This is a genomic window from Pseudomonas sp. S2_A02, assembly GCF_054668495.1.
In genome coordinates, this window is the sequence record NZ_CP162776.1 from 2,653,253 (window position 1) to 2,665,118 (window position 11,866).

An 11,866-nucleotide genomic window follows, 5' to 3' on the forward strand; every position below is an offset into this window, starting at 1 on the left:
AGCCCTCTCCAACCCGCTTGTTGAGAAGTATTCAGGACGCTGATTGGCGCCCATAAAAAAGGCGACCCGCAGGTCGCCTTTGGTGATGCCAATGTATCAAGCCCCTTACCGAACGCCCTCGGCGCGCAGAGCCGACGGGGTGTAGTCGGCAGCCTTGGCGTTGAAGCCGAATTCGAAGCTGTGCTTCTCTTCGTTCTTCATTCCCAAGGCAATGTATCGGCCGGCAATGATGTCGTAGAGCGCCTCCAGGGTGTAGGCCGGCGTCTGGTGATCGTAGTAATACTGGGCGTGACCTTCGGCCACTCGCCACAGTTGACCACGACCGTCATAGTGATCCACCAGCGCCACTTGCCAGCTGTCTTCGTCGAGGTACATGTGGCGCTTGGCGTAGATGTGCCGCTCGCTCGGCTTGACCGTGCCGACCACTTCCCAGACCCGGTGCAATTCGTAACGGGTCAGGTCCTGGTTGATGTGCCCGGCCTTTACCACGTCATCGTACTTGAGGCTCGGCGAGTCGAGTTTGTAGCTGTTGTAGGGGATGTACATTTCCTTTTTGCCGATCAGTTTCCAGTCGTAGCGATCCGGCGCGCCGGAGAACATGTCGAAGTTATCCGACGTGCGCAGACCATCGGCGGCGGTGCCCGGCCCGTCGTAGGCCACTTGCGGTGCGCGTCGTACTCGACGTTGACCGGCGTTGTAGATCCACGCCAGACGCGGCTCTTTCACCTGGTCGAGGGTTTCATGCACCAACAATACGTTGCCCGCCAAGCGCGCCGGCGCAGTCACCGATTGTTTGAAGAAGGTCAGTACGTTGGCGCCTTTTTCCGGGTCCAGGTCCTTCATCAATTGCGGTACGGCGATCTCTTCCTCAAAGCGGATTGGCGTGTAGCTGCCGTTGGTCTGTGGGGTCACCTGGGTGATGATGCGTCGCAGGTTGCCGCCGTGATAACGGGTGATGTGGTTCCACAGCACCTCGACGCCGTTCTTCGGAATCGGGAACGCGTAATAGCGATTGCCGGTGAAATTGGCCAGGCCGTTACCGTCGTTGATGCTGTTTACGTTCAGCGCACTGCGCTTGGCCGACTCGTAGATTTCCGCCGGCAGGCCCACCGTGCGATGGCTCGGGTAGACCGGGATTTTGTAGGTTTCCGGGTAGCGTTTGAACATCGCCACCTGGCCATCCGATAGCTTGTCCTTGTACTTATCAACGGTTGCAGCGGTGATGGTGAACAGCGGCTTTTCACTGGCGAACGGGTCAGCCAGGAAGCCTTTGCTGTCGACAGCGCCAGCGTTTTTCGGGATGCCACCGGTCCAGGCCGGGATCGAGCCGTCGGCGTTGCCAGCCTTCTCGGCGCCCAGCGGCGTGAGCGTGGTGCCGAGCTTGTTGGCTTCTTCCGGCGAGACCGCCGCCATCACGTTGGCGGCCAACAGGCTCAGGGCCAGGGCGCCGCATTGCAGAATCATCTTGTGCATTTAAATCATCCTTCTCAGCCAGATCAGAAGTTCACACCGAAGCTCAGCGCCAGGAAGTCACGGTCTTCCAGGACGTTGTAGTCACCGCCGAAGAAGTCGGTGTAACTGAGGCTCGCGGTATAGGTGTTGCGGTAATCGGCATCGACACCGACGCTGACTGCCTTGGCGCCTTCATTGAACAGCCCGTTGGGGCCGTAACCGGCGACGTCATGGGACCAGGACAGGTTGGGCTTGAGGTTGATCCCGCCGATCACGTTGGCGTAATCGAGAATCGCCCGGGCGCGGTAGCCCCAGGAAGTGGAGGTGACGAAGCCGTCGGTATCGCCGCCGAAACCGTACTGGCCGTAGACCGAGTCACGGCCGTAACGCAATTCGGATCGCGACTCCAGGCCACCGACATGCACCACCGCAGCTTCGCCAACCAGAGTTAGCCGTTGGGCGCCCAATACCTGGTCGAAGAAGTGCGTCAGGGTGCTTTGGACCTGGGTCACTTCCTTGCGGCGATAACCAGTGTTGTCGGCACCTGGCCGGGTCGCGACAGGCGATGCGGCGCCGCCGGCGATCGGGTTAAGCAACGCCAGGGTGAGGTCGTTGGTGTTGACCTGCACCGGCGCGTTGGGTCGGTAGCTGATTTCGCCGGTCCAGGCAGTGCCGGTGGGCAAAGTGGTGGAGAAGCTCGCACCGTACAGACGAATGTCTTCCGGGTATTCGAGGTAATACTGGCCGCGCCCGAGCATCACGCTTTGGGCCAGGCCCGAACCGCTGCCCGGTGCCAGACGGTTGGCGGTAGTGACCATGCCCGGCAGACTGGCGAGTGTCGACAGTCCGGCGGTGGTGGTGCCGACGGTCGGTGTGCGACTGTGGTAATTCATGAAGTAGAGGCCGTATTCGGTGTCGTCACCGAGCCAGCGCAAGGCGGTGCCCCACTGTCCCGAATCCCGGGCATCGCGGTCACCGCCACGGGGCACGATTACGCCCTCACGGGTGACCTGGATAGGTTGGCCAAAGGCTGCCGCGAGCGGCGCCAGCGGCGCAATCGCCGGGCTGCCGACGGTGTAACCGTTGTTGCAGCCGTCCGCCGCCACGTCGACGCCAAAGAAGGTGCCGCAGTTGTCGAGAACCGTCTGATCCCACTCCAGTTGGTAGAAGCCTTCCACCGTGAGCTGATCGGTCAGGCCCTGGGAGGCGAACAGCATGTTCACCGGAATCAGGCCTTCCTTGATCTCCGCGCCAGGACGCCGGAATGCGGAAACGTCGACCGGGTTGATGCTGTTGATCGAGTTGCCAATGAAGGTACTTTCACCCCAGCTGACCACCTGCTTGCCGGCGCGCACGGTGCCTGGCAGATCGGCAATGGAATAGTTGTGATAGACGAATGCATCGAGGATCTGCGCGCCCGAAGACTTGGCGCCCTCTTTGCGACCGTTGTCACTGATCTGCTTGAACTCGCGGTCTTCGTCCTTCAGCTCGAAGTCGTACCAGTACTTGCCACGGACGAACACACCCGTGTCGCCGTACTTCAATTCGAGGTCGTGGATACCTTTGAAGATCTTGGAGAAGGTCTCGCCTTTCTTGAAGTTCAGGCGTCCGTCATCACCGGTCGAAGACTGGCCGGTACCGCCGTTGACGGTGCCCACCAGTGACTTGTCGGCATCGCGCATGCCCCAGCTCGCGCCGACCGACAACGAGGAATCGAACTGTCCCTCGATTTCGCCGATGTTGAATGAAACAGCCTGCGCCTGGGCACAGCAACCCAAGGCCACCGCAGCGGCCAGCGCTTGCGGTTTGAAGATGGCGCGCATTGTTGTTTTTGTCATGCGTCTTCCCCGGTGAGTGACAGAAGGCCCCACCCTACTGCCGCACGCCGGGAGCGATAAGCGCACCAAGGAGGTATTCGCGCTGTACCTCTAAAGGATGAATGCCCGCATGGGGCGGGGGTTTGCGCGGGGTATGGATGGGCTGGATGGAGGGTTATCAGGGGAATGGATGGGGACGTTTCGATGTGCAGCAGGACTGTTACGCGCTCCGTAACAGTGCATGTCTGGAATCGCTATTTTTCCTTTGTGTTCAAGCCCTTATTCTTGCCGGGCTTTCACGGGAGACCGCTGCATAGCACGAAGCGATGGCGCGTGATTAACCCACGTCATTAGCGACAGATTCCAGATGAATTGAAGTTTTCGACTCATCGCCCCCGTGTTCACTGACGTTGATTTATTGCTCCTTGATCAAACGTCTTACTTTGGCCGCTGCTTTTTGCAGCGGCCTTTTTTTATGTGGGTTTATTTCCGAGATAAAACTTCTTGTTTCCTACATCACTGTCGGAAACGCTCACCTGCTCGGCTTTTACGTTGGAATTTATAGTCTTTCTCGGCGCCCTGGATGGCGCTGACACACAGAACCATGAACGGCCGTCATCATTGGATGCCGGCATGGCAATTCCAGTATTGGAATCGAAAGGAATTCGATATGCCGCAAGAAAAAAACATCCTTGTTAATAGAGGTATACCTCGCAAGCCTTCATCGTCTTCTGGCTTCGGATTTGGCGCCGGGGGCGTATCAAACCCCGACCACTCCGACCGTGCATACGACGCAATTGATTATGCCTTTGAATGGCTGAATGAAAGCAACACTTCTACCGAAGAGCTCTTCAACGAAAACATCAAGAACATAATTTATATAACCGAAGCCGAACTCGCAAAAACAAGAGCGGCCGTTGCTGCAGTGGTACCCCCTGGAACCGATGCTATCGAGATTGAATTACGGACGCTTAAGCTACAACTTTCCAAAGCCAGGACAGATCATCAAGAACACATAGGAATAGCCAATCTTTACTATGGCCATGACCCACTGACCCACAAAGCTCCAGATGCTAATCATAAAGGTTTCGAGCTCATTGATCGTCGCGGAGGGCAAAGGGCTTATTCCAACGCAATTACCAAATGGAATGTCTCTTATGCCGCAGCTTACGAGGCAAAGTTTCTGGCTGAGCAGATAAAGCTGTTGGATGCTCGCTTAGCCACACAAAACAAAGCCATTGCCGATGCCAACGCAAAAGCGGCGGCAGCGGCTCAGGCAAGAGCCCAGGCTGAAGCCAAACGTGTGGCCGAGGAACAGGCTCACAAGGCGGCCGAAGCCAAACGCGTTGCCGCGGAGGAGGCACGCAAAGCCAAAAAGGCAAAAGAACGAGAGGAGATTGCTGCAAAAGAGCGTGCAGAAGCGGATGCCCAGCTGAAAGAACTGTATGCATCTATCGCGGCCATGGACGCAGTCAGAGCCAATCGACCATTTCCCGTATCGGGATCGGCTGTGGCAGCTGGCCCGGTGTTCACCTTGGCAATGGGTCGTCTCGCCACCCATCCAGCCACTACCCAGGCACTCAGGGGTGCGCTGCAAAGCGCAGTAGCCGCCGTGATTGCGGCGGGTACCGCGTCGGCAGGCGCGGTGATGGTCGGGTTCGCCGCACTGCTGTTTCCCTCGTCATTAGGTAACAGCGATCGGTACGAAATGAGCATCCCGCCGATTTCGGATCTGACGCCCGACAACCTCCATCACTGGAGCCTCACGCTCTCGACATTCGAGCCTGACGATCTCCACGCCTTAAGTATCCCGCTCTCGGATCTCATGGCCGACGATCCCCGAGACTTGTACGCCATTGCCGAAGCCAATGGAGACATCGAACTACCGGTCGCGATGGGTTCGAGGACGGTGGGCAACACCACTGAATTCTATGTTGCGGCCACCCACGGAACGACAGTGCCTTCCAAAGTGCCGGTGAGACTCGCCACTCTCGACCCGACACTGAACGTCTACAGGTCCTACAACCCGGATGCCCCGTCCATCGGCATGACCTGGACGCCGATAGTCAAGCCGAACAACGCATCAACCTCCCTCCCGGCGAGCGAGCAGAACGTCGTCGTTTATGACGGCACTACCGTGACCGCTCTTGAAGGAAGGATTGATACGTTCCCGGAGCTGGATCTTTACAGTTTTGGTGGCTTCATCACGGTGTTTCCGGCTGATTCGGGTATGCCGCCTGTTTACACGATGTTCAGGGATCGGCGGAATGAGCCGGGTGTAGCCAGTGGTTATGGAGAAACGGTATCGGGGATTTGGCTAGAAACCGCCTCGAAAGGCAATGGAGCGGTAATCTCTAATCGGATTGCGGATAAACTCCGAGGACAGCATTTTTCGAATTTCAGATCTTTTAGAGAGGAGTTCTGGCGAGTGGCAATTGACGACCCCGAATGGGCTCCCCAGTTTAACACCAACAATTTTAACGAAATGAAAAACGGAAGAGCTCCTTTCACGCGTAAAAACGACCGGCTGGGAGGCAAAGTAAAATTTGAACTCCACCATGTGAACCAAATTTCTGAAGGAGGTGGTGTATACGACATTGACAACATTCGGGTTATTACTCCTAAACGACACTCAGAACTTCACAAAGGAGAAAACAAAAATGAGCAAAACTAATATTTCAGACTATACCGAATCAGAATTTCTCGAATTTCTGAATATTATTTGCTGGTCTGAGTACCCTAATGAAAAAGATCAAATAAACGCCGTAGTCTTATTTGAGGCGCTGACAGAACATCCAGACGGATCCGACTTGATTTACTACGCAGATTCAGACGAAGAATCCACCCCCGAAGCAATCATTGAAAAAGTAAAATCCTGGCGAGCCGCCAACGGCAAACCAGGCTTCAAACCCGAGTGACCAAAAAGGGTAGATAACGCGTCAAGTCACACCGAAAGCCTCGCGTAAGGCAGCTGCTCTTGCAGCTGCCTTTTTTATGGGCGATGTTTTTTGCTGCCGTGTTTAGTCGACAAAAGTCGTGAAAGTTACGTCCTAACGTTTTGTACGAAACATCCTTTATTTAGCCAGCAATATTCTGACTAAAATCTACTCCTGCAATTATTCACACAATAAAGCAGGCATACGCTTACTCACCTGCCAGACACGTCTCTTCGCAAGCTGGTGTACGTTAATCACCCGGAAAAAACTAAATATTCTTTGCAGCGAGCACAACGAATGACGGACAGAGACAAAGCTGGATCGGAGGAAATGCATGCCATTCAAAAAAGTGGTTCGGGTGCCGACAGCATCATGGTTCAGCGTCTGAAGGACATTCTGGAGGGCAAACTTGAGATGACCGATACTGACCGGCGGTTCTATGCACATACTCTTCGTGTGGTGGAAAGACTTAGAGCCATGGGCATTTCTGATGATTTCATACCGAAGAAAAATGCTTCCCTCTGGAACAATGTTCATACTGCAGCGCTTGAGGATTTCAAACTCGGCAACGACGAAACACTTCGTTATACGGACGAAGCCATTGAGGCCGCCAAACGGCAGGAGATTCTGGCTTTTGGAGGAGGTTGTGGATCGAAAACATCATTAGCGAAACTTGAACAAGCTGTCCGAAACGAATCTGTAAGAGATCTGGTATCCGTGTTGGCTATCGGTTTGGCATTCCCCTCGATTGACATGCTGTTTGGGCGTTATCGGTTCGAAGTGATCGCCCGTGGTGAGCTGTGTAAGACTTACGAGGAGCTATTCGAGGAAGGCATATTGGCTGAGGGCGATTTCGCTATTGCTATCAAAGGCCCACACTGGGAAGCGCCAAAATTCGTGGCTGAAAAACGATACGAGCGATAGCCACACAGGCCACCCAATCACCTTCCGCCGATTGGGTGGCCTCAAGCCTTATAACGAATACCTCTGCAAATTCCCCATCATTTCCTTCAGCGCTTCAATATTGTCCTTCGGATGCGCTGCCCCCTCAAAATCACAAATCTGCTCCCAATGCGCCGCCACATCTTCCGGCGAAAACCCCACCCGCGGATCAAACCCGGCGCCCAGGCTACGCTCCCACCGCACCTTGCCCATCCAGCCGCCACCCACTTCGAATAACCCCGAAGTTTCCTGGCAATGCTCACTGGCCAGGTACACCACCAGCGGGCTCACCAACTCCGGTTTGAGTTGTTCGAACACTTGTGGCGGGATCAGGCCTTCGGTCATGCGGGTGCCGCCGGTCGGGGCGATGGCGTTGACCAGGATGTTGTTCTTGCGGCCTTCGATGGCCAGTGTGCGGGTCAGGCCATAGAGGCCGAGCTTGGCCATGCCGTAGTTGGACTGTCCGAAGTTGCCGTAGATACCCGAAGTCGATGCAGTGAAGATCACGCGGCCATAGTTTTGCTCGCGCATGTGTGGCCAGGCGGCGCGGGTGAGCTTGTAGGCGCCTTCGACGTGGACGCGGTAAACCAGGTCCCAGTCGCTGTCGTCCATTTTGTGAAAGGACTTGTCTCGCAGGATGCCGGCGTTGTTCACCACCACATCGACACGGCCGAACGTATCGAGGGCGTGTTGCACGATTTTGTCACCGTCGGTGACGGAATCGTGGTTGGCCTCGGCGGTGCCGCCCGCATCGCGAATTTGCGCGACCACACGATCGGCAGCCGATGCATTGGCGCCTTCGCCCTGAGCCGAACCGCCGAGATCATTGACCAGCACTTTGGCGCCCTGTTTTGCGAACAGCAGCGCGTGCGCCCGGCCCAAGCCGCCGCCCGCACCGGTGACGATCACGACTTTATCTTCGAAGCGCACAGACTCATTCATAGGGAATTCCAGCAGGCCAGGGGACAATGAGTGCGAGTGTCAGCCACGAGGCTGCCGGTCACAATGAACACGGGGGCGGCTGAATGGTGCGCAATAAGGCAGCGGGATAGTCAGGAACACGCCACCTTGCGCGGCGGTGAAACCAGCCGGTCGCGAAACTCCAGATAGTGCTCGAGCACCTGCGCCGGCGCTTCAATCTGCGGGTAATGGCCGATCTCAGGCAGCAGGACCGTGTCTGGGTCGGGAATCAGTTGCCGATAGCGCGCCACCATGTGTGCGCCGGAAACCGGATCGACCTCGCCATCTATGACCCGTAGCGGCACCTCGCCACGCTGCATGGCGCTGACCCAACGCTCACGCTGGACACGGCGCTGCGGGATGTAACTGATCAATTTGTGCATGATCCGTTGCCCGTGATTGCTATCGACCAGACTCCAGAAATCATCCAGTTCACTTTCGGTGGGCCGGGTCTGCGGACCGAAAACCTGCTGGAAACTCTTCACCAGCGCGTCACGGGAAAAGGCTCGCCCGATCATCCAGCCCAAGGGGCTGAGCAGGAGTTTTTGCATCAACACCGGGCGATGGGTTTCGGGAAACAGCCCGCCATTGAGAAACACGCAACTGGCGATATCAGCGCGCGTTTCATAGTGCCGGGCCAGCAGTTCCTGGGCCACGCTGTCGCCATAATCGTGTGCCAACACGTGAACGGGTTGTTCCACGTTCAGATGCGCCAATAAGGCCTGTTGCAGATCGGCCTGTTCCAGCAGGCTGTAGTCGTGGTTCACCGGTTTGGCCGAATCGCCGAAGCCGAGCATGTCGCAGGCAATCACCCGATAGCGCTGCACCAGCGGCTGCCACAGGTAATGCCAGTCCCAGCTGGCGGTCGGAAAGCCATGGATCAGCAACAGCGGCTCGCCCTGCCCAGCAGTCCAATAGCGCAGGGGCTGACCGCGGAACACGAACGTCTGGCTACGTTTTCGCCAGACACACAGTGGAATCTCGGCGAGGGCCATTTAGAGTTTATAACCCGGGTCTTGTTTATCGAGTTTGCGCAGCAGCGCCGGCCAGGCCAGCGCGCCGCCCATCCCTTGAGCACTTTTGGTGACACCGGCGATCATCGCCTTGGCACCCGCCAGAATCTGCGGTTCGATGGCGATCAGCTCCGCACCACCGTTCTGCGCCAGCACTTGAATCTCGCAGGCGCGCTGAAAGGTAAACATCATCAGGAACGTGTCGGCGATGGTGCCGCCACAAGTCAGCAGACCGTGGTTGTGCAGCATCAGGAAATTGTTTTCGCCAAGGTCGTCTTGCAGTCGCGCCTTTTCTTCATGGTTCAGCGCAACACCTTCATAGGCGTGATAAGCCAGGCTGGAAAGGACGAACAAGGATTGCTGACTGATCGGCAAGATGCCCTGCTTCTGCGCCGATACCGCCACCCCCGCCGCAGTATGGGTGTGCAGTACACACGCGACGTCATGACGGACTTCATGCACGGCGCTGTGGATGGTGTATCCCGCCGGGTTGATCTCGTAAGGGCTGTCCATCAACTTGTTGCCGGCCTGATCGACCTTGACCAGGCTCGACGCGGTCATTTCATGGAACATCAGGCCGAACGGGTTGATCAGGAAGTCTTCAGTGCCCGGCACCTTGGCGGAGATATGCGTGAAAATCAGGTCATCCCAGCCATGCAGGGCGACCAGACGATAACAGGCAGCCAGATCGACGCGGGTCTGCCATTCGGCGGCACTGACTTTGCCTTTGATGCTGTGTGGCGATTGGACGGGGGCTACGCTCACGGCAAGAATTCCCTTTTTTATTTTTCTGGGTTTTTATTGTTTTTTGCTGCGTTACAGCAGTCTAGTCAGCCCCCGGACTTCGTGTAGTTGCATTGGCAGCCAGCTTGATGGCCGAACGAGTCAGTGCGCGGGTGAGTCTGGATCCATGTCAAAGCACTGCCGCCAATAAAGGCTAAACCACGCAAACTTGTGGAGCGAGCCTGCTCGCGATAGCGGCGGGTCAGGCAACATTGATGCTGAAGGGGCCGCCGTCATCGCGAGCAGGCTCGCTCCCACAAGTCAGCCCCGCAAAGCGCTGACCAGTTCCGCCAACCAAGGCTCGGCGTCGGTTTCCGGTGTCACGGTTTCGCTGGCATCCAGGCGCAGCATCGGCAGGACTTCGCGCACACCCAGTTCGCCAAACAATTCACGCATTTGCTCACCGCCGCCGCAGAACGTATCGCCATAACTGGCGTCGCCCAAACCGATCACCGCGCCCGGCAAACCACGCCAGGCGGCGGGCAATTGATCGCGAATCGCGAAATACAGCGGCTGCAGATTGTCCGGCAACTCGCCCATGCCGGTGGTCGAGGTCACTGCCAGAAATGCTTCGGGGCCAAACGCCTGAACATCGGCGAGTGTCGCGCGCGGGTTGTGCCAGGTTTCAAAACCAGCGGCGTTCAAAATGCTTGCAGCGTGGCGGGCGACTTCTTCAGCCGTGCCGTACACCGAGCCGGAAAGGATGGCGATTTTCATCAATCTGATCCTGAATCTAAATAAAAGTACGAGATATTAACAGCACGGCCCTCATCGATCTTTTAGAATGCAGCGCATCAATCAATACGCAAAGGACGCTGCGATGATCAATGCCTCACTGCTGCAAATGGTGGTCGACGCCTCCAACGACGGCATCGTGATTGCCGAAAAGGAAGGCGAACAGGACAACATCCTGATTTACGTCAATCCGGCGTTCGAACGCCTGACGGGCTACACCAGCGAAGAAATCCTCTACCAGGATTGCCGTTTTTTGCAGGCAGGAGACCGGGATCAAGCAGCCCTCGCATTGATTCGCCAAGCGTTGGGCAGTGGCGGTTCTTGCCGGGAAATCCTCAGAAATTACCGCAAGGACGGCACTCCGTTCTGGAACGAACTGTCGCTTTCCACGGTAAAGAACCCCCATGACGGACAGACCTATTTCGTTGGGGTGCAGAAAGACGTTACGGTTCAGGTCAAGGCGCAGCAGCGAGTCGCGCACCTGGAAACGCAATTGGCCGAGGCACAGGCAGAAATTCTCGCACTCAAAACGACGAACGGCTCAAACCAATCTGCGAATTAGTGGTCATTTACTACAATCACCGATGACTTTGTAATTATTTCTTTCGAGCAAATCATGCAGCGCGACGCACTCTTGACCCAGGATGAGCTGGATTTTATCCAGAACATGCAACACAACCCGCAACTCAATGTGCGGGATGCGACGTCGAGCTTGCTCGTCAACGGTGGTTCGCAGATTCGTGATTTGCTCACACGCCTGGCCGCTCATGAGCAAGTCACCATCCAGGCCAATTTCGAAAATCAGCAAATGACCTTCCCCCTGCACTTGGTGGAAGATGAATTTCACGCAATGCATCTACGCCTCGGCGTCCCCAGCATCTATGAAGACGGGCCGATGATTCGGCCATGGCGCCTGGCGCTCGAAGAGCCAGTGGCGCTGGAAAATGCCAAGGGGCAACCCGGCACGATGTGGGTGCACGAAATATCGTTCAAAGGGGTTCTGCTGGAGGTTCGCAACAAGACCAAGGCGCCAAAGCACTTCGCATTGTGGTTCAGCCCGTCAGGTTATGAGCGGATTGCGTTGCGCGGCACCTTCGAGCGTGAAACCGAACAGGGTTTCTACGCCTATGAGTTGAGCCAGAGCGACACGGACGAAACCGAACGTCTGCGTCAGTACATCCTTCAGCAGCATCGTCTGACACATCCTGCCCTGCATATCTGACTCTGC

11 protein-coding genes are annotated in these 11,866 nt (G+C 56.5%); 5 read left to right on the forward strand and 6 right to left on the reverse strand.

All coding sequences use genetic code 11. From position 1 onward, the window contains the following. Window positions 1-105: 105 nt before the first annotated feature. Window positions 106-1,473, reverse strand: a complete 1,368-nt coding sequence (locus AB4O41_RS12250; protein ID WP_460147893.1) for a DUF1329 domain-containing protein — start codon at window positions 1,471-1,473, stop codon at window positions 106-108. Between the two features lie 23 nt (window positions 1,474-1,496). Next, the gene (locus AB4O41_RS12255; RefSeq protein ID WP_460147894.1) at window positions 1,497-3,290 is read right to left on the reverse strand and encodes a DUF1302 domain-containing protein; all 1,794 of its coding nucleotides are present in this window, start codon (window positions 3,288-3,290) and stop codon (window positions 1,497-1,499) included. A 649-nt stretch (window positions 3,291-3,939) separates the two neighbouring features. On the opposite strand from AB4O41_RS12255, the gene AB4O41_RS12260 reads away from it, so the two are divergent. The 3 genes from AB4O41_RS12260 (at window position 3,940) to AB4O41_RS12270 (ending at window position 7,129) form a co-directional block, all read left to right on the forward strand. Next, window positions 3,940-5,943, forward strand: a complete 2,004-nt coding sequence (locus AB4O41_RS12260) for an S-type pyocin domain-containing protein (protein ID WP_460147895.1) — start codon at window positions 3,940-3,942, stop codon at window positions 5,941-5,943. Next, window positions 5,930-6,187, forward strand: coding sequence for a bacteriocin immunity protein (locus AB4O41_RS12265; RefSeq protein ID WP_460147896.1), 258 nt, complete (start codon window positions 5,930-5,932; stop codon window positions 6,185-6,187). The genes AB4O41_RS12260 and AB4O41_RS12265 overlap by 14 nt, the downstream gene beginning before the upstream one ends. A 348-nt stretch (window positions 6,188-6,535) precedes the next feature. Continuing rightward, on the forward strand, window positions 6,536-7,129 hold the full coding sequence (locus AB4O41_RS12270) for a hypothetical protein (RefSeq protein WP_460147897.1): 594 nt from the start codon (window positions 6,536-6,538) through the stop codon (window positions 7,127-7,129). A gap of 48 nt (window positions 7,130-7,177) precedes the next feature. Here AB4O41_RS12270 and AB4O41_RS12275 read toward each other — a convergent pair whose 3' ends face one another. The 4 genes from AB4O41_RS12275 to AB4O41_RS12290 form a co-directional block, all read right to left on the reverse strand. After that, the gene (locus tag AB4O41_RS12275; RefSeq protein ID WP_460147898.1) at window positions 7,178-8,089 is read right to left on the reverse strand and encodes an SDR family oxidoreductase; all 912 of its coding nucleotides are present in this window, start codon (window positions 8,087-8,089) and stop codon (window positions 7,178-7,180) included. 110 nt (window positions 8,090-8,199) lie between these two features. Beyond that, window positions 8,200-9,102 carry an alpha/beta fold hydrolase gene (locus tag AB4O41_RS12280; protein WP_460147899.1) on the reverse strand — a complete coding sequence of 301 codons (903 nt, stop codon included), beginning with the start codon at window positions 9,100-9,102 and terminating at the stop codon, window positions 8,200-8,202. Continuing rightward, a complete protein-coding gene (locus tag AB4O41_RS12285; RefSeq protein ID WP_460147900.1) occupies window positions 9,103-9,885 on the reverse strand; it encodes a class II aldolase/adducin family protein in 783 nt (260 codons plus the stop codon). A gap of 279 nt (window positions 9,886-10,164) precedes the next feature. Further along, window positions 10,165-10,620 carry a flavodoxin gene (locus tag AB4O41_RS12290; RefSeq protein WP_460147901.1) on the reverse strand — a complete coding sequence of 152 codons (456 nt, stop codon included), beginning with the start codon at window positions 10,618-10,620 and terminating at the stop codon, window positions 10,165-10,167. Window positions 10,621-10,723: 103 nt separating this feature from the next. Between AB4O41_RS12290 and AB4O41_RS12295 the strand changes: the two genes are divergently transcribed. Beyond that, complete coding sequence (locus tag AB4O41_RS12295) at window positions 10,724-11,200, forward strand: PAS domain-containing protein (RefSeq protein WP_460147902.1); 477 nt, start codon at window positions 10,724-10,726, stop codon at window positions 11,198-11,200. A gap of 54 nt (window positions 11,201-11,254) precedes the next feature. Then, window positions 11,255-11,860, forward strand: a complete 606-nt coding sequence (locus tag AB4O41_RS12300; RefSeq protein WP_038978999.1) for a hypothetical protein — start codon at window positions 11,255-11,257, stop codon at window positions 11,858-11,860. Window positions 11,861-11,866: the final 6 nt, after the last annotated feature.

Coding starts and splice junctions, on each gene's coding strand:
- AB4O41_RS12300 (WP_038978999.1), top strand. CDS start 11,255: ATGCAGCGCGACGCACTCTTGACCCAGGATGAGCTGGATTTTATCCAG.
- AB4O41_RS12255 (WP_460147894.1), bottom strand. CDS start 3,290: ATGACAAAAACAACAATGCGCGCCATCTTCAAACCGCAAGCGCTGGCC.
- AB4O41_RS12250 (WP_460147893.1), bottom strand. CDS start 1,473: ATGCACAAGATGATTCTGCAATGCGGCGCCCTGGCCCTGAGCCTGTTG.
- AB4O41_RS12265 (WP_460147896.1), top strand. CDS start 5,930: ATGAGCAAAACTAATATTTCAGACTATACCGAATCAGAATTTCTCGAA.
- AB4O41_RS12290 (WP_460147901.1), bottom strand. CDS start 10,620: ATGAAAATCGCCATCCTTTCCGGCTCGGTGTACGGCACGGCTGAAGAA.
- AB4O41_RS12280 (WP_460147899.1), bottom strand. CDS start 9,102: ATGGCCCTCGCCGAGATTCCACTGTGTGTCTGGCGAAAACGTAGCCAG.
- AB4O41_RS12270 (WP_460147897.1), top strand. CDS start 6,536: ATGCATGCCATTCAAAAAAGTGGTTCGGGTGCCGACAGCATCATGGTT.
- AB4O41_RS12260 (WP_460147895.1), top strand. CDS start 3,940: ATGCCGCAAGAAAAAAACATCCTTGTTAATAGAGGTATACCTCGCAAG.
- AB4O41_RS12295 (WP_460147902.1), top strand. CDS start 10,724: ATGATCAATGCCTCACTGCTGCAAATGGTGGTCGACGCCTCCAACGAC.
- AB4O41_RS12275 (WP_460147898.1), bottom strand. CDS start 8,089: ATGAATGAGTCTGTGCGCTTCGAAGATAAAGTCGTGATCGTCACCGGT.